Here is a 21,109-nt window from a genome sequence, read left to right as displayed (position 1 = left end):
TTCTTTCTCCATCACTATTTTCTCTGACTACAGCCATGGCTGACAAGATTCTGGATTACGCCTGGGTGACGGGTAACGCCCCCTTCTACGGCCCGGAAGAGTTCCGCGCCTTCATTCTCAAGTTCATTCAGGAAGATCCTGAACTCAACGCCATCATGGTGATTGAGGACGGTATCAAAGCCAAAATGGACGTGCCCTTCGTGGGTCGTTTCGAGAAGGTAACTCACCTCGACCCGGGTTGCGGCGCCCAGCCCAGCACGCCCCGTATCCCGTTCGACAAGCTGACCTGGGACCCGCAGCCCATGCTGGCCTGGATCAAGGAATGCGCTACCGACCTGGACCGCACCTTCATGGCCTGGGGTTTGGACGTGGGCTACAAGCGCGACGACCTGCAGAACGCTATTATTCGCATCAAAACCGGTAACCTGGTACCCGGTGATGCCGGCACGGAGCAGACGGTCGACTACTGGAACGAGTTCGTGCAGGACATGTTCATCAGCGCCATCAAGCGCGACATCTACCGTTTCGCCCTGCTCGGCAACAAAGCCATTACGGCTGCTCAGCTCACGAAGGGGGCCGATGACGTGAAGAACTACAACGCCGTTGATGGTGCCTTCACGCAGGTGTTTGCCGCCGGTGCCGACAACCGGGCGTATGAAATTGCGGCCAACCAGACGGCCGACCAGGAACTGCCCGCCGGCGAGTCCTACAAAATCTTCAAAGCGTTGGACAACGCCGCGGAAGGTGACTTGGAAGATGCCGACGACAAGGTGTTCCTGGTAACCAGCTCTATTGCCAAAAACTGGCAGGATTACCGCGAGTCGAACGACAAGGTGCAGGTGAGCTGGGATTTGCAGGAAGGCCGCCTCGTAGCGCCCACCTTCCGCGACATTCCGATCATCAAGATCAAGGACCTAGACAAGCTGCTGAAATCGGATTTCAAGCTGAACGGCAAAATTGATTTGCCCCACCGGGCCATCCTGACCACGCGCGGCAACCTGCGCGCAGGCTTCGACAGCTATGACGCCGCCACGGAAGTAGATGCCTTCTATGACCGTCCGACCCGAGAAACGCACCTGCGTGCCATGTTCAAGATGGACGTGAAGGTGATGACCTCGGACTTGATGCTGGCTGCCTACTAAGCTTATCCGCTGTGAAAGCGCCCCGGCTGGCTGCAACCGGCCGGGGCCATTCTCTCACCTGCAACCTCGTAGACTACTATGGCAGCTTGCCGTCAACTAAAAGGGGGAGCTACCCCTCCCTGCGAAACCGGTACTTCGGGCATGAAGCCCAAGGCCGTGCTGATTCGCAAAGAAGATATTGTGGGGGTAGCACGCCACGCCACCATCAAAAAGGCCGTGACCATCACGCTGGCCTCTGGTAAGAAAGGATTCCTGTTTCAGGGCCTGGGTAGCAGCAATGCCGCCCGCGCGGAACTGGTTCCGGGCAAATACAAGCCCAGCTACAAGCACGAGTTTGACCTGGTAGCCTTCGACCCGGGGCCTGAGCAGGCGGAAACGATGGAAGATTTGGCCGCCGAACCGGAAGGCGTGGTATCCATCACGCCCGACAACAACGGCTACTACAAGGTGCTGGGCCTAAATGCCGGTTTGCGGCCTTCCACCATGAAAACAGACAGCGAAGATGCGGACCTGGGAGGTGGTATTCCCGCTACGCTGGCCTCAGAGAAGGAAATCGGCTTGGCTGACTACTTCATGGTGCTGGATACCGGCGGGCTTTATGATGCCGCGGCCACCAAAGCTGCGTTCGAGGCGCTGTACCAGTAAGCCGCCATGACTACCCAAACGCTCGGGAAGGGTGAAATGGATGCGTGGGGGCAGCGGGCTCAGCAGGTGAAACTGCTGGGCCTCAACCGCGCCTCAGCCGCCGAAATCGGAGCCGTGCACGCGGGACTGTACCCCTCCGCCGAAGCGGTACGCATCACCTGCCGTAAGTGCGTCTCTGATGCTTTTCAGGCCATCCTGCGCTACCTACGCACCCAGTCCGACACCTCCCCAACTACTTCCATTTTACCCCAGACCGCCATGAAACAGGCCCTGACCTACCGCTTTGCGGATGATAAGCAGACCTACCGCCCGCACAACTCGCCCACGGTGTACAACAACGCCAACCTGACGGATGAGCGGGTGCGCACCATCCTCAAAGCCGACCCAGCCGCTGCTGCCCACTTCGGTATTTCCGAAGAGGAAGGCCAAGCGTTTGTGGATGCTGGTACGCAGCCCGAGCCCACGGCCGAAGAGTTGCGCGCGGAGCAGTTCAAGCAGCTCGACGCCATTACTCGGGTTGAACTGGACAAGCTGTATGTGCAGGAGGTACCCGAGAGCGACCCGAAAAACTTCGCCAAAAAAGAGGACTTGATCAATTCGCTGCTGGACTTCCGAGCGAAAGCCTAAGCCAGTTCGCTCACTGCCTACCTGTAAAAGGCCCGCACCGCGCTTCGGGGCGGGCCTTTTCTTCTTCTCTCCCTGCTTTCTGCTACCCGTGTCCACTGCCGCCGTTTCCTCTGCACCTGCTCTGCCCCCGATGGCCCAGGCCCAGCGCCAGGTGATTCGCGCCCAGGCCCTGCGGCCCGACATTATCACGCTGAGCACGCCCACCGACTATCCGAAGTGGGGCGACGACAACCAGTACCCCCAGCGCCTGCTGCAGGCCATAGCCGCCAGCGGTACCGCCTCGGTGTGTGCTGAGCGCAAGGCCCAGTTTATTGAGGGCAACGGGTTCACCGATACCACCTTTTACCGGGCCGTCATCAACCGCAACGGCGGCACCCTTGACGCGCTGCTGCAGCCGGTGACCAATAACCTCGGCTATCTGGAAGGCTGGGCCGTGCGGGTGAACATCAACGCCAACGGTCTGCCCTGCGAGGTGCTGCACCAGCCCGTGGAGCAGGTGCGGCCGTTCCATCCGGAAGGCGACGGCATTACCCGCTGGTGCGGGCTGGTGCGCAACCCGGCCGCCGTAGCCCGCCGTGGGGCGACCTATGCCAGCCGCTCGGGCCTGCAGAAAGTGCCGGTGTTTCGGGGCAGTGAAAAGCCCGAAGAACGGCTGAAGCGGGCTCTAGAATGGAAGAATGAGAAGGGTGAAACCGTGGGGCTGGCCGGCTACCCGGGGGAAATCTACTACTGGTTTCAGCAACGTACCGGGGCTTACCTGCACCCGCGCCCGCTGATTGATGCCGTGCTTGACGACGTGTATTCTGAGCCCGCTCTGAAGCGCAGCCGAGCCTCCGACATCATGGAAGGGTATTCAGCCAAGGTGATGATTACGGAGTACGGCACGAACCAGCCTACCCAGGAAGTCCTGGATGCCAACGCCATCAAGTATGGTGGTTTTGTGGGGCCGGAAGGAGGGAAGGTACTGGTGCAGTATGCCGACCGATCCGAGAATAAGCCGGGTATTGACACCATCACGGCTCCCGACGCCAGCAAGCGCTACCAGACCGACGAGGATGCGATCAAACAGAACATCCGCGAAGCCATGCAGATGCCGGGCGTGCTGCTGGGCCGGGAGATTGCCGGCAAGCTGGGCAGCTGGCAGGAACTGCAGGACGCGGTGGCCTACGTGCAGGCTTTGGTAGTGAATTCTGCCCAGCGCAGCCTGGAGCGCGGCTTTGAGGCCGTGTTTCGCGACTTCCAGAACCGCGACGGCAGCCAGCCTTTTAAGGCATTGCAGGATTTCTCCATTCAAAATCTGACTCTCCAGCAGGCTGCCGCCTTGGCTGGGGTGTCGGTACCTACTACGCCCGATAATGGAACTGGAACCGCTGCTGCTTAGCGCTGCCGACTGTCTGCCCTACGCCGATCTTCCCGCAACTTTCCGCGAGGCGCGCATCGACGCCCACATTCGCCGGGCCCAGCGCCGGCTGAAGCCCATCCTGGGGCCTGAGCTGTATGCCGAGCTGCTACGGCTCACGCAGGCCGGGCCGCTTCCGCAGGTATGGGCCGAACTGCGGGCCCGGCTGGTGCCGGCGCTGGCCAACGCTACGCTGGCCGCCTACTGGCCGTTCTCACAGACTTCGGTTACGGGGGCTTCGGTGGTGCGCAAAACCAGCCAGTACTCGGAGCCCATTGACGCGCGCACGCTAGCTACCCAGGCGGCCGTATTCGACGGTGAGGCTTTGAGCCACGAGATAGAGCTGCGCAGCTGGCTGATTGCCAATGCCGCCGACTACCAGCCTTTCTACCCCACGGCCGATCACTGCGCCGGCGGGGCTACAGCCAGCCGCACGCCTACCACGGTGGTGCAGCGCATTCGCCCGCTGCCCCGCTAAGCCAGTTCCAATTCTCACGCATTTCATCTCCGGTATAGAATGACGACTCGCACGGAAGCAGTGGCCGAAAAAGTGGCTGCCCGGGAAAGTTTGATCACCCGCAACTGGATTCTGGTGGGGGTGATTGGGGTGCTGCTGCTGTTCGTGCAGGCGCTCATGACCTTCATCATGAGCAACGCCGCCACGAAAATGGACACCTACTCCAAAAGCCTGAGTGAGGTGCTCACGGCCGTGCAGGTGATGAACGCCCGTAACGAGGCGCTGGCCCAGCGGGTGACGGAACTGGAAAAGGAGAAGGCTAACGCAGCGGCTACCCACAACAACCTGGATGTGCGCCTGCGCTCGGTCGAGCAGCGGGTAGCTATCCACGACCAATTCATGGCTTCTCACAAATAATTTCTTTTCATATGCTGAAAGCTCTCATCACCCTGCGCGGCATCTTCCGCCGCTGGTTCCCCGCCCTCGTGGCCCTGGTGCTCTGCGCCGCCTATTACCAGTACACCACCCATCAGCAGGCCGAGCGTGCCGCGCTGGCCGCCGCCGTGGAGGCCGGTCGGCTCAATGCCGACGGCGCGCAGGTGGCCGCCGCCGCCAACGCGGCCGTGCCGCCGTTTGGCTTGGTGACGGGCAAACTCGTTTTCGCCTTGGCTATTTTCTTCACCGGCCTGGCCGTAGTGTGGCTAATGCTGCGCTTCGTGGCCCCGGTGCTGCCAGACTGGGCCCGCGTGGGCTACCGCCCCGCCTTTGGGGCGCTGGATGGAGACGTACAAGTACGCACGTTCAACACGGTCTGGCTCTCGCTGCTCGGCTACTTCGCCGTGTGCGTGCTGGCCGCTTGCCTGGTATCGTAATGCGGGCCGCTGTTCTTGGGCTAGCTCTACTGCTCAGCCACGCGGCCGCTGCCCAGGTAGCCCACCGCGCCAAGTCCGGGGCGGTGACGTGCCAGCTGCAGGCAGCCACCGACCGGCTGCACGTTCGGGAGGCTACCGGCAACAATGATGGCCCCGAGGTGCTGGCCGCGCAGAAAGCCGCCGGTGCAAAGCCCCGCGACCCGTGGTGTGGGTGTGAAATGTTCGTGCAGCAACAGCGCTGCGGGCTGCCCTCGCCCCAGTGGCCGGCGGCGGCGCGCAACTGGAGCCAGGCTGCTAGTCCGCGCACGTTTTATATCCGCGGCTTGCGTGGCTCCCTCGACAGCATCCGGCCGGGCCACATCGTGACGTTTTACTACGCCAACCTCGGCAGAGTGGGCCACGTCGGCAAGGTGATAGCGCTAGGCCGACCAGTGCGCGCTGGCCGGGCCCCGCGCACTTACCTGGTAAATGCCGGTAACACCGGCCGGGGCGGTGGTCGGGATGGTGCCGGCGTGTATAACGTGAACTACCCCGCATACCAGATTTACGCGGGGGCTAACTGGAGCTACTGATGCGCTACATCCTATTGCTCGGTGTGCTGAGCCTTGCCGCCTGTAAAACTATTGAAACCACCATCAACCAGACCGGTACCGGCCACATGGCCACGACTACGGCCGCGCAGGAGCCGGGGCCGGTGGCGACGGGTGCCGGGGCTACAGCCGTCGAGGCAAAGAAGCCCGAGGCGCCGGTGCAGGCTGGTGCTGGCAACCAGCAGCAGGCCACAGACAACACCAAGGCCGGCCAGCGCAACGGCTCGGCAGCTTCGGGTGCTGGTAGCTCAGCCAGCAATGAAAGCGAAAAGGGTGGTACTCCTTGGTGGGCGTATGCCCTCCTCATCTGCGGAGGGGTGGTAGGGGGCTGGCTGCTGCGAGGCAAAGCCAGCGCGTGGAGCTGGTGGCCCAGCTGGGCGCGGCCGGGTTAGGCTATCATGTTTTTCTATCATTAAAAAAAGCCCCGACCAGTGCCGGGGCTTTTCCAATAGTTATTACATAGTGTCGTCGCTATTAGTTTGTGAAACTATTTGGAAGCTAAATATACCTGTCCAGAAGCTGTTACATACCACACCGCATTGTCACTAACACTGGCCGTCACCTGTGACACATTGAGCCCGCCTTGGAACTCCCAGTCGCTCGACGTGCCGTTAGTGGGTCGATAGTAAATCTGATTGTCCAGCCCTATCAAGGCGGCATAAGTTCCTGTGCAGGTAATGTCTTTGCCTAACCCGGACTGTAGCGCCCAGCTCCGGTCAGCCCGAGGAGTTTGTGGCAATGGGCCCAAATACACTTCGTTTATGCTGGTAGTTATCCAGGGACGCCCAAATTGGTCTACGCCAATGCTTGTTGCTGCGCCACCATAGACTACTTCTTCGGCGCTAGTATTTGAAATCAGTCGATAAACACGGTACCCACCATGCAGGGACTCAGTGCTTAGGAAGTACACTGCGCTACTTGTAACAGACGTTGCTACATCAACAGCATTAAATGGCAGCTTAGACCAATTGCCGCCAGCATAACGCCATAACTCATTTGTATTGGTTACAGCATATAGGCCATCTCCTGTTGTCCCTGCAATCTTGACAGCTCCACCACCGTTCGGACCATCAATAGCAACCCAAGTGCCTTGAACCAAATTTGCTGGTGGAATGCGACGCCAGATTTTATATCCTCCCGGCACCATCGTTTGACCTAATCCAGTCACAATGCCTCCTCCCTCAGAGTTAACACTGCTGGTGTATCCAACAGCAATTTCTCGCATCGGCTCAACTACTGGGATATTCGTTTCAGAAGTAAAATCTGCCGTCTGGCGTTGTGCTACAGGTGATGGGCTATCCAACACTGCTTGTTCGCAACTGGTTACTGCAACCAGCAGTAATAAGGTAGCTAACTGGTAAACTGTACGCTTCATAGATACTTCAAAAAATGAGTTTGGGATGAGCCCGCTAATTACATGAATTATGTATTTTAAAGAAATAGCAACTATTTCAAAACAAAAAGCCCCGGCAGCAGTCGGGACTTTTTCGTTTCTTGGACTTATGCCCATTCCCAGCTTCTACAGCTTTAACCAGCTACCAGTCCAGACCCAAATCGGCATTGTGGTATTCGAGGGCACTTTCCTTTGCAACCCCCTGGGGGAAGAGGGCGACTACATCAACCTCTACCACATGGGCGACTTCTTTGCCGAGCTCTACTACGATGCCGAGATGAACGTGCTGCACGACTGCCGTACTTTTCGCAGCGTAACGCAGCTGCAGGTGTATGCTGACCGCATTGACATTCAAAAGCTGTTGCAGGAGAGAGAATAGCAGACTCAGTGCACTCAAACTGCGTCAAAAGGGCACAGAAAAAGGCACAGACAGAAAAAAGCCGTTGCAACTCATTGAGTTACAACGGCTTCTAAGTACTGTGAGCCCCCAGTCGGAATCGAACCAACGACCTACTGATTACAAGTCAGTTGCTCTACCAGCTGAGCTATGGAGGCATTCAGGTGGCACAAAAGTAGATGCGGAAAACGAGCAGGGCAAATATTCTGTCCATAATTTATTGCGGCACCCGATAAGTGTCTGAGTAGTCGGAAAATAAAAAAAGGCCTACAGGTGTTCCGTAGGCCTCTTTTACGAAGCAGAAGCGGCGTTAGCTGCGCACGGCTTTAAGCTGGCGTTTCAGTCCATCAATTCGGGACTGGGCTTCATCAATGCGGCCCTGGTATTCCTGCCGCAACTGGCCGGCGTTTTTCGAGCGGGCAAAGAACTCCAGGTTAGTTTTCAGGGTAGAAATGTCGTTTTCCAGCTCGTTGATTTCCCGGCGAAGTGCCTGCTCTTTTTTATACAGCAGTTGCTGGGCATCAGGTGCGGCTTTCAAACGCTCAATTTGCAGGCTGAAGAGCAAGTCTGTCCGCTCAGGGTAGGTAAGGCCGGGCACTTTATCCAGATAGGAGGCCATCAGGGACTGGAACTTCTCATCGGCTTGGTGGCTAACACGGGCCCCATCAAATGCCCGCCACTCGTGCACGTGCTGGCGGAAGCCTTCCAGCGTGCCGGGCTGGTCGGCTGATAAAGCGGCGACGGTATCGGCCACGCGGGCCAGGTGTTGCTGCTGCTCCTGGCTGAGTTGCTGGGCGTGGTGCTCCCGCTGCCGGGTCTCTTCTTTCTTCCGGTCGAAGAAGGCGTCGCAGGCCGTGCGGAAGCGGTTCCACACTTTGTCCGACTGTTTTTCGGGCACCCGGCCAATCAGCTTCCAGTCTTTCTGCAGGCGGATAACCGTTTCCCGGGCTTCTTCCCAGTTCGGATTTTGCAATGCGGCTTCAGCTTGCTCACACAGGGCCAGTTTGCGCTTCAAATTGGCGTTTTTCTCTTCGTCGAGGGCCTTGAAGAATTGATTTTTCTTCTGGAAGAATCCTTTATAAGCTCCCCAAAACTGCTTGTTCAGCTGCTCCGCCTTCTCACGGGGAACCAGGCCGGCTGCGTCCCAGGCTTCTTTCAGCTTCTGCAGCTCGTCTGTTTTGGTGCGCCACTCATTTACCCGCTCGGTCTGGAATTCGCCATAGGGTCGAAGCTGTTCCAGAAGCGCCGTTTTACGCTCCAGGTTCGCATTTTCCTGGGTTTGACGAGCTGACAAGAACTCCTGCTTGCGGTTGTGTACTTGCTCCGAAGCCTGCAAAAAGCGCTGCCACAGGGTTTCGCGCTGCTCGTTAGGCACAGGGCCAATGTGCTTCCAGTCCTCGTGCAACTGCCGCAGCTCCTGCAGTGCTTTATTAATGCTGGGCTGCTGCTGCAGAGCTTCCGCCCGGGTGATAAGGCCCTCTTTCGCCTCTTGGTTGCGGCGGCGGTCCAGCTCCTTCATCTCGAAGAAAAGCCCCCGGTTGTTGTAGTAGATGTCGAGCAGGGCGTGGTAGCTGTTCCACAGTTCCTGGGCATCTTTTTGGGGTACCGGGCCGGTGGCCTTCCAGTCATTCTGCAAAGCCTTGATGCGGGCGGAGCTGTCTTTCGTTTCCGCCGACTCTACCAACGTACGGAGCTGTGATAGCAGGTACTGTTTATGCGCCAGATTTTTAGCGCGCTGCTCGTCCTCGGCCTTGGCGTCGCGGGCCCGGCTTTCCCGGAAACCCTGCACGGCCTTGGTAAGCTCAGGATAACCAGCGGGGCCGGGGTAGTTGAAGTCGTCAGCGGCGCCGCCTTCGGCCTGGTACCGCTCGCGGGCGGCGGTGCGGTCAGCCTGTACGCCGGTTTCGTACTGGCGGTGCAGGTCCATAATCTGACGGCGGTTCTGGCGGGCGTCCGGGCGCTGCAGCAGCGTGAGCAGATGCTGAGTTTGCGCCGGGCGGTCCAGGGAGTCAAAATCCGCGGCCGGAGTTTCAGAAATGTATTCTTCGTCGTCCTCCACTGCCGCCGCGTCCGAAGAAGTGGGTAGTGAGCCTACTTCGGGGCTGGTTTCCAATGCGGCTTCAACCGACGCATTGTTTGGCAGCTCCACTACCGGCGTTACGTGCGGAGCTTCTGGCTCGGGAGCAGTAGTGGCTGAACTCTCAACCGAGGAAGGCTCAGTAGCAGCAGTGGGTTGCGCTGCGTTATCGGCTGAGGCATCGGCGGGGGTAGTGGTACCGTAATGCGCAACGGCGCGGGCCTCACCGGCAGAATGAGCTTCAACGGGTGCCTCGGCGGGTACGTGCGCTGCCGATTCGGTAGCGGCTGCAGCTTCAGGGGTGCCGGGAGCCGGTTCGTTTTCAGCGGCCTCAGGCTCGGCCGTTCCGGCCCCGGCGGGCTCCGCTGGCAACGGGGGCGTGCCCTGGGGCGGCCGCTCGGTGATATCATCGGGGCCCGACTGCCGGGAGCGAATTTCGGCGAGGCGGCGCTCTAAAATGCTCTGTGGCGACTCGGCGTTGCCACCATTTTCGGCGGGCGTGGGGGTATCTTGGTCAGGTAGCATATTCAACGACAAGAACACCCGGCTCGGGGCCGGGTAAGTGGAGGAGCGTTAGTTAAGGCGGGGGTCGGTGGGGTAGTTGGACAGCATCCGGTAGCGGCCGCCTTTTTCCCGCAAAATGGATTGCCAGAAGGCATCGGTGGTCAAAGTAAATACTTTCGCGGCAGCATCGGGGTGCACAATCCAGACATTTTCCCGAATTTCCTCAGCCAGTTGCCCCGCAGTCCAGCCCGAATAGCCCACGTACAAGCGTACGTCGTTGGGAGGAATGGCGGCCGTTATGAGGTTCTGCAACAACTCGCCAAACTCTCCACCCCAAAAGACCCCATCACCTAGGGGCTGAGCCTGGGGAAGCTGGCTTGCGCGGTGCAGAAAATGGAGAGTATCGGGCTGAACGGGGCCACCAACTCCCAACGGAATTTGGGCGGCGGGCAACGCTTGCCCGCCGGGCAGCTCCAGCACGTCGCCCAACTGCAGGGTAGATGGGCGGTTGAGCACTAGCCCGAAAGAGCCTTCCTCCTCGGAGTGGCTGCACAGCAGTACGACCGTGCGCTCAAAGTTTGGGTCGCCCAGAAAAGGTTGTGAAATCAGCAGACTACCAGGATGCAGACGAGCCATAACAAGTAGGTAACAGGTGAGGACCGGTAGAGAAACAACGAACCCTGCAAGGCGGGCAGTATACCCTGTGCCGGCCGCAACTTCTCTACAGGTACGAGGAGCGAGGGGGCTGAGGTTCCACGGCGGCCCATCATTTGTGCTACCTTGCGGTTGTATTTAGTGGGTGCGTCCGGTTGCCGGCTGCGCCCCTTGGTGATAACCTGCTACTTACCACCCCAATTCCATGACCGACCAGCAACTGGCGGGCTTGCGCCAGACCTATTCCCGCCAAACCCTTACCGAAACTGATGTACAGGCCGATGCCGTGGTGCAGTTTCAGCGCTGGCTTGATGAAGCCCTGGCCGCCCGCGTGGAGGAGCCCTCAGCCATGACGCTGTCCACGGTGAACGAAGCAGGCCAGCCCGCCGCCCGGATAGTACTGCTGAAAGGCCTGCCCAACAACGACGGATTCCTGTTTTTTACTAACTATGAGTCGCGCAAGGGGCAGGAGCTGGCTACCAGCCCACTGGCGGCCCTCACGTTTTTCTGGCCGGCGCTAGAGCGGCAGGTGCGGGTAGAAGGCCGGGTAGAGAAAGCCGCGCCCGATGCGTCCACGGCCTATTTTCAGAGCCGCCCCCGGGGCAGTCAGATCGGGGCCTGGGCCTCACCCCAAAGCCAGCCTATTCACACGCGCGAGGAACTGGAACAGCGGGAGCAAGAGGTAGCGGCCCGTTTTGCCGGCCAGGAGCCCTTGCCCCGGCCCGAGCACTGGGGCGGCTATGTGCTGCGCCCGCACCGGATTGAGTTCTGGCAGGGCCGCCCCTCGCGCCTGCACGACCGGCTGGTGTATGAGCGGCACCCGGATGGCTGGCGCATCAGCCGCCTGGCTCCCTGAACAGGGGCGGTTACCGGAATACTTTAAACGTACATAGGTGCCCGAAAAGGATCGGGCAATAGGAGGGAAGATTAGATGGAGCCATACAGGCCGATGTGCACGTACGCTTCTAATGAACCTAGTTTTCTCCGTAAACAACACCAGATTCCTTGGCTGAAATTCAACCCGTGCGCGGCTGGCGGTACAACCCGGAGCTAAGCCAGCAGATTGACGAATACGTTTCCCCGCTGTTTGATGTGGTATCGGTGAAGCAGCGGGAGGCGCTGTACCGCAACCCGCTCAACAGCATTCATCTGTCGGTGCCCCGGGGAACTGATCCGGCTGGGGAGGCGCGCATCCGTCTGCAGGAGTGGATACAGCAGGAGGTTCTGCGTCAGGACGAGTTGCCGGGTATTTACGTGTATTACCAGTATTTCCGCCTGCCGGGCAGCACCCGGGAGTACTGCCGCAAGGGTTTCATGTGCCACATTCGGGCCTATGAGTGGGCGGAAAAGGTGGTGCTTCGTCACGAAAACACTCTGCCCGCCGCCGTTAACGACCGGGCCGAGCTATTGGCCCGCACCGAATTCCAGACCAGTGCCACGCATGGCCTGTACCGCGACGATGCCTTTTCTCTGGAGCACTACATGGATGAGGCTATGCGCAACCCGCTCTACCAGACGGAGGAAGATTACCAGGGCGCACGCGACGTGCTGGCCGTTATTCAGGATGCCCGGACCATCCGGCTGTTTCAGCAGGTGCTGGCGGAGCGGCAGGTAATCCTGGCCGACGGCCACCACCGCTACGAAGGTTCCCTGGCGTACCGGCAGGCCCGGCAGCAGGCGGCCGGGGCAGCCTACACGGGCCGGGAGCCGTGGAACTACCACTTGATGTACCTAACTAACGCCGCGGCCGACGACCTGCGTATTCTGCCCACGCACCGGCTGGTACTGGAGTTGCCCGGCGGGCTCACTGAGGCCGAGCTGCTGGCCCGGCTGGCCCCGTATTTTACGGTGCTACCCCTCGATGACCCGTACGACCTGCCCGAGCGAATTGCCGGCAAGCCGTGGGCTTTTGGCCTGTATCTGGGTGAAGGACACGTGTACAAGATTCGCCTGCGGCCCGAGGTGCACGGTTTGCTTGATTGGGATACAACTCCGGAGGTGAAGGCCCTGGACCTGACGGTGCTGCATTACTTTGTGCTGGAAAAAGCGCTGGGTATTGTGGGCCCGGAGGCGCAGCGGCAGTGGCCCGGTGTGGCCTACGTGCGCAACTTCCCGGAATGCCTGACCCGCGTTGACCGGGGAGAGGCGCGGGCGGCTTTCATCACCAATGAGGTAACCATGGCGGAGGTGGAGCGGGTGTGCCATTCGGGCGCGGTGATGCCTCCCAAATCAACGTTCTTTTACCCCAAAACCATCGGTGGCTTCCTGTTCAGCAGCATCAGTGCTGTTGAAGCCCAGTCGCCTTTTTTTGCCGCATTTCATGGCTGATTCTTCCCACGCACCATCCTCCGTGCGGCTGGTGCTGGCGTCCAACTCGCCCCGGCGCCGCCAGTTACTCACCGAGCTAGGCCTGACCTATGAAATCCGCCTGCGGGAGGTGGACGAGTCTTTTCCGTCGCATCTGGTGCGCTCGGAAGTAGCCGAGTATTTAGCTGCTCACAAGGCGGCAGCTTACGCTGCAGATCTGGCCCCCGATGAGTTGGTAATTACCGCCGATACCATCGTGTGCCTGAATAACGATGTCCTCAACAAGCCCGCCGATGAAGCCGAGGCGGTGCAGATGCTGCAGCGCCTGCAGGGCCGCGCCCACGATGTATATACCGGCGTGTGCCTGCTGCACGGCGACGGTCGCCGGGTAGTTTTTTCTGACCAGACGCGCGTGCATTTCCGCCCACTTAGCCTCCCGGAAATTGAGCATTACGTGCAGCAGTATCACCCCCTGGACAAGGCTGGGGCCTACGGTGCCCAGGATTGGATTGGCATGGTAGCCGTGACCCGTTTAGAAGGTTCCTATTTCAACGTAATGGGCCTGCCCGTACACCGGGTGTGGGAGGAACTGGTGAAGCTGGACGTTGCGAGAGTGTAGTATAATGTTCGTTTGGTCCTTACTGGTGCTTGTGTTTACTGGGTGGCAAATATGTTCCAGTATCCTCGCCTATCGGCGAAGTCTCATTATTTGGCAAACCTGGCTACCTGCCCCTGCAATTTTTCTAGAATGGCATACGGAAGGATATGGTCGGAGCCGGCGACGCTCAGCGCGTGTAGCATTTACCGATACCAGCGGCGAGGAAGTGTGTACACTCACCGATCAGAACACGTCTGCCATTATGGGATTTGGCCCGGGCAATAAGTTGCGGGTTTTGTACCACCCAGCTAAACCTGCTACTTGTATTATTGCGGAAAAGCCACTGATTCCTACTCACTGGCAAGCAGTTATGAGCGTTATGCTGTGGTTTGGATTGGTCTGTTGTTGCTTTTTGTAGGTTGGAAAATGGCTCAATTAAGATAGCCTATTTCAGCGGCAGCTCTGGTAGGGGCTGATGCGGGTGAGCATAGCCGAAGCGGGCCACGGGCGTTGCTTGGTAATAAGTATCCAATCCGCTCAGGGCCACGGTGCCGGCGGCGGTAAGATCCAGGGAGCCATCCGGGCGGAGCGTGCCGTTTTCAGGTAAATACAGGTGCTCAACGGTGCCCACCAGCAGTACTGTGCCATTGGCTTCAATGGGTAGCTCTTGTACTAGTTTGAGGCCAATGCGCAGGCGGCTCTCCTGCACGTAAGGGGCCGGAAAGTCATCCTGATAGGCAGGAGTTAACCCGCAGGCGGCAAACTCTGATTCTTCCCGTGGGAATTTGGCGGAAGTATGGTGGGCTGCCCGGGCAATGCCTTCGTGCACGTGGTTGAGCGTGTAACAGCGGGTTGCGCGGATATTGTGGTAGGAGTGGCTTTCAGCAGAAGGCGGCCGCATCACCAGCCCCAGCAAGGCCGGATTTGACCCCAAGTGCACCACTGAGCTGATGATGGCCAGGTTTTCCTGTCCCTGCTCGCTCACCGTGCCCAGTAGGTTCGCCGGTTTAAAGCCTGTTATGGCATTCACCAAGTTCAGGCGGTATACTTTTTCCAGGTGGGCAATGTCGGCGGCGGTCAGGTGGGGCATATTGGCGCGTGTAAGAGTGCAGCTAGTAACCAACTTGTTGACTATTTGTCTCAAGACTATAGAAAAAATAATATCGGGGCAGCCGGGTAAATAATTTACCCGGCTGCCCCGATATTATTTTTTTAATTAATTATGCAATTAGGGCATCAGCACTTTGTCAATTACGTGAATTACGCCATTGCTTTGAACAACGTCGTACGTAGAGATGGTGGAAATATTTCCCTTCTCATCTTGCAGAACAATATTCTTGGGGCCATTCATCATGGCTTTCAGTGTGCCGCCGCTTACCGTTTTCAGGGTAGCAGTGCCTTTGCCTGCTTTAATGGCTGCCATAATCTTATCGGCCGTCATGTTGCCGGCTACCACGTGGTAGGTCAGGATTTTAGTCAGGGTAGCTTTGTTCTCGGGCTTCACCAGAGTTTCTACCGTGCCGGCGGGCAACGCATTAAAGGCGGCGTTGGTGGGCGCAAACACGGTGAAGGGGCCTTTGCCCTGCAGCGTCTCCACCAGGCCTGCGGCCTTTACAGCGGCTACCAGCGTGGTGTGGTCTTTGGAATTAACGGCGTTTTCGACAATGTTCTTGTTGGGGTACATAGCCTCGCCGCCAACCGAAACAGTGCCGGGGGTGAGTTTAGCTTGTGCAGTGGCTGTTGTAGCGGCGGCCGAGCCCATCAGGGCAACCAGAGCGAAAGAAAGCAGGTGCTTTTTCATGAGGAGAGAGGTGGCAAATGATTGTAAGGTGAATCTATTTGCCGGCATGTACGCCACCACTCCTTTCGCTGGATTTACTGCCTGGTGAAAATATTTTACAGAATCATGTATAAATAAATAAGTCAGTGAATTATGGGATGAAAAAATAGCGCACCAATCCCTATAATCTATTTTTCAAACAGAGCCTGAGCCAATGGATAATCCTGTTGATAGATATCGGGGAAGAAAACGATTTTCCCATTCTCAACCTCACAGGTATAATAGCCTAAATAGATGGGCAAGCCGCTGCGCAGGTCGAAGCGGTGTTTCTCGTGGGTCCGGATACTCTGGTAAAACGTCGGTAACTCTTTAGCGCGCCCCTCACGGCGCAGAAGATAATCGGCTAGTTTCAGTGGTTTCTCAATGCGGATGCACCCGTGGCTGAGGGCCCGATCAGTGCGGGTGAAGGCGGATTGGGCAGGGGTGTCGTGCAGGAATACGGTTTGCTGGTTAGGAAAGTAGAACACCACGTTTCCTAGCGCATTATAGGAGCCGGCTTTTTGGCGGATGGTGTAGGGGAACTTCTGCGGCGTTACCCGCTGCCAGTCCACCCGCCACGGGTTTTTAAGCTTGCCCTGCCAGTCGTACAGGCGGTAATGGTTATCGTAGAGGTAGCTTGGGTCGCGCTGAAGTTCCGGCAGGAACTCCCGTACCGCAATACTGTACGGCACCCGCCACTCGGGAGCCGTGACAAACACCACTATCCGGCCGCTCAGCACGGGGGTTGGGGTTTCGGGCTTACCCACAATAGCCCGATGCGTTTGCACCACCTGCCCATTGCGCACAAGCTGCAGATGGAAAGCGGGGATATTGACGACGGCGTATTCCGTATCGGCGGGTACCTGCCAGCGCAGGCGCTCCAGGTTAAGCGCCACCCGCCGAAACCCACCCGTTGTGTCCTGCATCAGCCGGCTAGAATCGGCCGGTGAGGCGTGCAGTGCCCGTTGCCAGGCGGCTTGCAGCCGCAGGTATGTGCGGCTGCCGGGCTGGTAAGCGTGCAGGGCCGCGGGAAGATTGGAGGTTGTAAGTATCTCTTGCAGCTGCCGGGTCAGCAGTTCGGCCCGGCTACTATCGGGGGCTGCGGCTGGTAGCAGCGTGTTCGGCTCCAATTGCCCATAGCGCACATGTTGCAGGTAATGCAGCAGGGCGTCGGTGAGGCGCACTTCCGAAACGGCTAGTAACTCACTACGGGCCGCGCCCCGAACCTGGAGCAAAGAATCGGGCAACGCCCGCAGTACAGCCCACGCGTACCGCCGACGGTCCAGCCCCACATCGGCGGCTCGCTCCAGCACGGCCAGTGCCGATTGGGCCGGTTCGTTCCAGCCCGCTGGCTGAACCCAATGTGTGCGGTATTCGTGCCGGGCGTAAAACAGCCGCACCACCTGTCCCGCCTGCAGACCCAGCTTCGCATCGGTTGCCGGGTTGGCCAACAGCACCCGCACCGACTGCTGGGCCGCCGTTGATTCGGCTTCCGGCGCTAGCGCAACCCGAGGAGCCGCCAGCAGGGGGAGTGCGCTGCCGCAGCTAAGCAATGTACATAGCGCCAAAACAAGCCGCAGGGTACTTCTTAGCCAATCCATGATGCCAGGGGTAAGAAGGTGTCGGAAAAGCGAGGTAGGTAAAGCTCAGAGCATAGACTCCGGGAGCAGGAAATGGGAAGGAGCGGAATCGGTGCTTTGTTCAGATAATTTCGAGATAAAAATGGGTAAATCCTAGAGCGGTACTGTTCTACTTTGAGCACGGATGTGGTCCACCAACCGCCTCAACCATAACCACCACTGTAACCGCTGCTCCGAGAATTGCTCAACCCTTGGGATAGACAGGTTGCCCAACTCGTGATGATTGCGCTGACTTGTGGGCCTGCGTACGAAGGGAAGAAGGTACCTTTGCTTCCTCTTTGCTGACACTAACAACGCACAATATGACGCAGGTACCTGCTGCTTCGGCTGATTTAATAACCCGTACGGCGGACTTTATCCGCGAGAAATTTCTGCACGAAGGCACCGGCCACGACTGGGAGCATATCCGGCGGGTGTGGCAGGTGGCGCGGGCCCTGGCCCAGGATACACCGGGCGCTGATTTGCTGGTGACAGAGCTAGGTGCGCTACTGCACGACGTGGCAGACTGGAAATTCCACGGCGGTGACGAAGAAGCTGGTCCCCAAGCGGCCCGGGAGTGGCTGGAAAGCCAGCTGGCGCCCGAACCGGTTATTCAGGCCGTCGAAACCATTATCCGTGAAATCAGCTTCAAGGGCCTCGGCGTGGCCACGCCCATGAGCTCGGTGGAAGGGGCGCTGGTGCAGGATGCCGACCGGCTCGATGCCATTGGGGCCATTGGGGTAGCTCGGGCCTTTGCCTACGGGGGCCACAAGGGCCGTCCCCTGCACGACCCCGCCGTGCCGCCCGTCACGCACGCCACCTTCGAGAGCTACAAGCAGAACACGGCGCCCACCGTCAACCACTTTTATGAGAAGCTGCTGCACCTGCGGGAGCGGCTTAACACAGAGGCCGCCCGCCGCGTGGCGGAGCAGCGCCATGCCTTCATGGAGCATTTCCTCACGCAGTTTCTGCGCGAGTGGGAGGGCCAGGATGTGGCCCGCGCCTAATCCTATATCTTTACCCCATGCGTGTTATTTCCTCTGTTTCCCGTTGGCTGCTGCCCGCAGTGGTCTTGCTGGTGGCTTCCTGCCGTACTTGCCCCATTGAATCCTGCCATACCCGCAAGGTGCATTTGCACGGCGGAAATAAGTTTCGTGGGCAGCCTCTCTGGAAGAAGCAAAATCCTGCCATCGGCGAAAAAATCAAGGTGCACAAGCAGCAGGACGGCAAGCACAAAAACGACCGAAAAAACACCCTTAAATAACGGGGTAAATCGGGCTTCTGGCTAGGTAAAACGGGGTTTTTTACCTATCTTGCAGACTTAACCAAGTAACTTCTCACGGGCTGCGCGCCGCCACTTGCTGGCGGCGCGCAGCCGACTACATTCTCCCTATGGCGGAAGGCGAAAAGATCATTCCGATAAACATTGAAGATGAGATGCGTGGGGCCTACATCGACTACTCGATGTCGGTTATCATCTCCCGGGCCCTGCCCGATGTGCGCGACGGCCTCAAACCCGTGCACCGGCGCGTGCTCTACGGTATGTCGGAACTGGGCGTATCCTACAACAAATCCTATAAAAAGAGTGCCCGTATCGTGGGGGAGGTGCTCGGTAAGTACCACCCCCACGGCGACTCCTCGGTGTACGACACCATGGTGCGCATGGCCCAGGACTGGAGCCTGCGCTACCCGCTGGTGGATGGACAGGGGAACTTTGGCAGCATCGACGGCGACTCGCCGGCCGCTATGCGTTACACCGAAGCCCGCCTCAAGCGCCTGGCCGATGAAATGCTGGGCGACCTGGACAAGGAAACCGTGGATTTTCAGCCCAACTTCGACGATTCCCTGGAGGAGCCGTCGGTGATGCCGGCCAAGTTTCCGAACCTGCTGGTCAACGGTACCACCGGTATTGCCGTGGGTATGGCCACGAACATGGCCCCCCACAACCTCACGGAGGTAGTCGACGGCATCATTGCCTACCTGGCCAACCCCGACATTACCATTGCCGAGCTGATGGAGCACGTAACGGCTCCTGACTTTCCCACCGGTGGTATCATCTACGGCTACGAAGGGGTAAAGCAGGCTTTCGAAACCGGCCGCGGCCGGGTGGTGATGCGGGCTAAAGCCCACTTCGAAACCACGCCCGCCGGCAAGGAACAGATTATCGTGACCGAAATTCCCTACATGGTGAACAAGGCCTCGATGATTGAGAAGACGGCGGCTCTTATCAACGAGAAGAAGATTGAGGGCATTGCCGACCTGCGCGACGAATCGGACCGGGACGGTATGCGCATCGTGTACGACCTGAAGCGGGACGCCATGCCCACGGTGGTCTTGAACAACCTGTTCAAGTACACCCAGCTGCAGTCGTCTTTCGGTGTCAACAACGTGGCGCTGGTAAAAGGCCGCCCCATGACGCTCAACCTCAAGGACCTGATTCACCACTTTGTGGAGCACCGGGCCGACGTGGTGGTGCGCCGGACCCGCTATGAGCTGGCCGAAGCTCAGAAGCGGGCCCACATTTTGGAAGGTCTGCTGATTGCCCTCGACCACCTCGACGAGGTAATTGCCCTCATCCGGGCTTCCCGCGACGGGGACGTGGCCCGGGCCCAGCTCATTGAGCGGTTCTCGCTGAGTGAGGTGCAGGCCCGCGCCATCCTGGATATGCGTCTGCAGCGCCTCACGGGTCTGGAGCGCGACAAGCTGGTGCAGGAGTACAATGAGCTGATGCAGCTCATCGACCACCTGAAGGCCGTGCTGGCCTCCGAGGATATGCAGCGCGACATTATCCGTCAGGAGCTGGTGGATATCAAGGACCGCTACGGCGACGCCCGTCGCACCAGCATCGAGTACGCCGGCGGCGACTTCTCGATGGAGGATATGATTGCCGACGAGAGCATGGTAATTACCATCTCCCGCGAGGGCTACATCAAGCGCACGGCGCTGGACGAGTACCGGGCGCAGGGCCGGGGAGGAGTAGGGGCCCGCGGGGCGGCTTCCAAGCAGGACGACTTCACGGAGCATCTGTTTGTGGCCACCACTCACGAGTACTTGCTATTCTTCACCGAAGCCGGCCGCGTGTTCTGGTTGAAGGTGTACGAAGTGCCCGAAGGTGGCAAGAACACCAAAGGCCGGCCTATCCAGAACCTTATCGAAATTCCGCGCGAAGACAATGTGCGTTCCGTGCTGAACGTGCGCGGCCTGCGCGACCCGGACTACCTCGATAATACCTTCCTGATGTTCTGCACCGAGCAGGGCACTGTGAAGAAGACCCCGCTGGAGGCTTACTCGCGCCCCCGCACCGCCGGTATCAACGCCATTACCATCAACGAAGGCGACCGGCTGCTCGACGTGCAGCTGCTCAACGGTAATTCCGAGGTAGTACTGGCCTTGCGTTCCGGCCGGGCCGTGCGCTTCCCCGAGGAAAAAGTACGCTCCATGGGCCGGACGGCCGCCGGTGTGCGTGGCATTACCTTGTCGGAGGAAATGTCTGACGACCGGGTAGTAGGCATGGTGTGCATCGACAAAGACAGCCAGGATGAACTGCTGGTAGTTTCCGAAAACGGCTATGGGAAGCGCAGCCCGCTGGAGGAATACCGCATCACCAACCGTGGCGGTAAAGGCGTGCGGGCCATGAAGCTCACCGATAAAACGGGCTTGCTGGTAACTATCAAGTCGGTAAGCGACGCCGATGACCTGATGATCATCAACAAATCGGGTATCACCATTCGTCTGCGGATGAGTGAGCTGCGAAGCATTGGCCGCGCTACCCAGGGTGTGCGGTTGCTCAAAATCAGCCAGGGCGACGAAATTTCTTCGGTTGCTAAAGTAGCTACTGAGGAGAAAGAGCCGGATGCTGAGCTAGACCTCACGCAGTCAGGGGAGTCGAACGGCTCAAATCCGGACGGGGAGGGGCTTACCGGGAATCCGGGAGCCGGGCTCAGCGACCTGACGGACCCTGATTTAATCAGCGCTAATTAACTTGCAGCGGCAGAACTCGGAAACGGGT

At 58.9% G+C, this 21,109-nt stretch carries 22 protein-coding genes and 1 tRNA gene; 16 read left to right on the top strand and 7 right to left on the bottom strand.

From position 1 onward, the window contains the following. The first annotated feature begins 35 nt into the window (after positions 1–35). The 9 genes from LF252_RS06555 (at position 36) to LF252_RS06515 (ending at position 6,124) form a co-directional block, all read left to right on the top strand. A complete protein-coding gene (locus LF252_RS06555; RefSeq protein WP_226268775.1) occupies positions 36–1,142 on the top strand; it encodes a hypothetical protein in 1,107 nt (368 codons plus the stop codon). A 78-nt stretch (positions 1,143–1,220) separates the two neighbouring features. Beyond that, a complete protein-coding gene (locus tag LF252_RS06550; RefSeq protein WP_226268774.1) occupies positions 1,221–1,787 on the top strand; it encodes a hypothetical protein in 567 nt (188 codons plus the stop codon). A 6-nt stretch (positions 1,788–1,793) separates the two neighbouring features. Then, on the top strand, positions 1,794–2,414 hold the full coding sequence (locus LF252_RS06545) for a hypothetical protein (RefSeq protein WP_226268773.1): 621 nt from the start codon (positions 1,794–1,796) through the stop codon (positions 2,412–2,414). Positions 2,415–2,502: 88 nt separating this feature from the next. Further along, the gene (locus tag LF252_RS06540) at positions 2,503–3,795 is read left to right on the top strand and encodes a hypothetical protein (RefSeq protein ID WP_226268772.1); all 1,293 of its coding nucleotides are present in this window, start codon (positions 2,503–2,505) and stop codon (positions 3,793–3,795) included. Beyond that, positions 3,770–4,291, top strand: a complete 522-nt coding sequence (locus LF252_RS06535; RefSeq protein WP_226268771.1) for a DUF6712 family protein — start codon at positions 3,770–3,772, stop codon at positions 4,289–4,291. The genes LF252_RS06540 and LF252_RS06535 overlap by 26 nt, the downstream gene beginning before the upstream one ends. A 39-nt stretch (positions 4,292–4,330) precedes the next feature. Beyond that, the gene (locus LF252_RS06530) at positions 4,331–4,687 is read left to right on the top strand and encodes a hypothetical protein (RefSeq protein WP_226268770.1); all 357 of its coding nucleotides are present in this window, start codon (positions 4,331–4,333) and stop codon (positions 4,685–4,687) included. Between the two features lie 11 nt (positions 4,688–4,698). Further along, positions 4,699–5,142 carry a hypothetical protein gene (locus LF252_RS06525; protein ID WP_226268769.1) on the top strand — a complete coding sequence of 148 codons (444 nt, stop codon included), beginning with the start codon at positions 4,699–4,701 and terminating at the stop codon, positions 5,140–5,142. Further along, a complete protein-coding gene (locus LF252_RS06520; protein ID WP_226268768.1) occupies positions 5,142–5,714 on the top strand; it encodes a hypothetical protein in 573 nt (190 codons plus the stop codon). The genes LF252_RS06525 and LF252_RS06520 overlap by 1 nt, the downstream gene beginning before the upstream one ends. Next, positions 5,714–6,124 carry a hypothetical protein gene (locus LF252_RS06515; RefSeq protein ID WP_226268767.1) on the top strand — a complete coding sequence of 137 codons (411 nt, stop codon included), beginning with the start codon at positions 5,714–5,716 and terminating at the stop codon, positions 6,122–6,124. Before LF252_RS06520 ends, LF252_RS06515 begins: the two co-directional genes overlap by 1 nt. Positions 6,125–6,219: 95 nt before the next feature. Here the strand turns inward: LF252_RS06515 and LF252_RS06510 are convergent, their stop codons facing one another. Next, positions 6,220–7,107, bottom strand: a complete 888-nt coding sequence (locus LF252_RS06510; RefSeq protein WP_226268766.1) for a hypothetical protein — start codon at positions 7,105–7,107, stop codon at positions 6,220–6,222. Between the two features lie 127 nt (positions 7,108–7,234). Here LF252_RS06510 and LF252_RS06505 point away from each other — a divergent pair, with 127 nt between their 5' ends. Beyond that, a complete protein-coding gene (locus LF252_RS06505) occupies positions 7,235–7,504 on the top strand; it encodes a hypothetical protein (RefSeq protein ID WP_226268765.1) in 270 nt (89 codons plus the stop codon). 103 nt (positions 7,505–7,607) lie between these two features. Here the strand turns inward: LF252_RS06505 and LF252_RS06500 are convergent. The 3 genes from LF252_RS06500 to LF252_RS06490 all read right to left on the bottom strand — a co-directional run bounded on the left by LF252_RS06500 (position 7,608) and on the right by LF252_RS06490 (position 10,739). Continuing rightward, positions 7,608–7,680: transfer RNA gene (locus tag LF252_RS06500), tRNA-Thr, on the bottom strand. A gap of 152 nt (positions 7,681–7,832) precedes the next feature. Further along, on the bottom strand, positions 7,833–10,124 hold the full coding sequence (locus tag LF252_RS06495; protein ID WP_226268764.1) for a DUF349 domain-containing protein: 2,292 nt from the start codon (positions 10,122–10,124) through the stop codon (positions 7,833–7,835). A 48-nt stretch (positions 10,125–10,172) separates the two neighbouring features. Next, positions 10,173–10,739, bottom strand: a complete 567-nt coding sequence (locus LF252_RS06490; RefSeq protein WP_226268763.1) for a YqgE/AlgH family protein — start codon at positions 10,737–10,739, stop codon at positions 10,173–10,175. Positions 10,740–10,962: 223 nt separating this feature from the next. On the opposite strand from LF252_RS06490, the gene pdxH reads away from it, so the two are divergent. The 3 genes from pdxH to LF252_RS06475 all read left to right on the top strand — a co-directional run bounded on the left by pdxH (position 10,963) and on the right by LF252_RS06475 (position 13,683). Further along, the gene (pdxH, locus tag LF252_RS06485) at positions 10,963–11,613 is read left to right on the top strand and encodes a pyridoxamine 5'-phosphate oxidase (protein WP_226268762.1); all 651 of its coding nucleotides are present in this window, start codon (positions 10,963–10,965) and stop codon (positions 11,611–11,613) included. Positions 11,614–11,762: 149 nt separating this feature from the next. Further along, complete coding sequence (locus LF252_RS06480; RefSeq protein WP_226268761.1) at positions 11,763–13,085, top strand: DUF1015 domain-containing protein; 1,323 nt, start codon at positions 11,763–11,765, stop codon at positions 13,083–13,085. Further along, complete coding sequence (locus tag LF252_RS06475) at positions 13,078–13,683, top strand: Maf family nucleotide pyrophosphatase (RefSeq protein WP_226268760.1); 606 nt, start codon at positions 13,078–13,080, stop codon at positions 13,681–13,683. Before LF252_RS06480 ends, LF252_RS06475 begins: the two co-directional genes overlap by 8 nt. 424 nt (positions 13,684–14,107) lie before the next feature. Here the strand turns inward: LF252_RS06475 and LF252_RS06470 are convergent, their stop codons facing one another. The 3 genes from LF252_RS06470 to LF252_RS06460 form a co-directional block, all read right to left on the bottom strand. Then, entirely contained in the window at positions 14,108–14,752 is a 645-nt protein-coding gene (locus tag LF252_RS06470) for a flavin reductase family protein (protein WP_226268759.1), read from the bottom strand. Positions 14,753–14,890: 138 nt separating this feature from the next. Beyond that, positions 14,891–15,463, bottom strand: a complete 573-nt coding sequence (locus tag LF252_RS06465) for a fasciclin domain-containing protein (protein WP_226268758.1) — start codon at positions 15,461–15,463, stop codon at positions 14,891–14,893. A 167-nt stretch (positions 15,464–15,630) separates the two neighbouring features. After that, positions 15,631–17,082 (bottom strand): L,D-transpeptidase family protein, encoded by a 1,452-nt coding sequence (locus tag LF252_RS06460; RefSeq protein ID WP_226268757.1) that lies wholly within the window; start codon positions 17,080–17,082, stop codon positions 15,631–15,633. 341 nt (positions 17,083–17,423) lie between these two features. Between LF252_RS06460 and LF252_RS06455 the strand changes: the two genes are divergently transcribed. The 3 genes from LF252_RS06455 (at position 17,424) to gyrA (ending at position 21,081) form a co-directional block, all read left to right on the top strand. After that, entirely contained in the window at positions 17,424–18,107 is a 684-nt protein-coding gene (locus LF252_RS06455; protein WP_226268756.1) for an HD domain-containing protein, read from the top strand. Positions 18,108–18,124: 17 nt separating this feature from the next. Then, entirely contained in the window at positions 18,125–18,364 is a 240-nt protein-coding gene (locus LF252_RS06450) for a hypothetical protein (protein ID WP_226268755.1), read from the top strand. Positions 18,365–18,492: 128 nt separating this feature from the next. After that, entirely contained in the window at positions 18,493–21,081 is a 2,589-nt protein-coding gene (gyrA, locus tag LF252_RS06445) for a DNA gyrase subunit A (RefSeq protein ID WP_226268754.1), read from the top strand. Positions 21,082–21,109 lie beyond the last annotated feature (28 nt).

Source organism: Hymenobacter pini, from assembly GCF_020421205.1.
In the GTDB taxonomy this organism is placed as follows: domain Bacteria; phylum Bacteroidota; class Bacteroidia; order Cytophagales; family Hymenobacteraceae; genus Hymenobacter; species Hymenobacter pini.
This window is presented reverse-complemented; position numbering and strand designations above follow the sequence as displayed.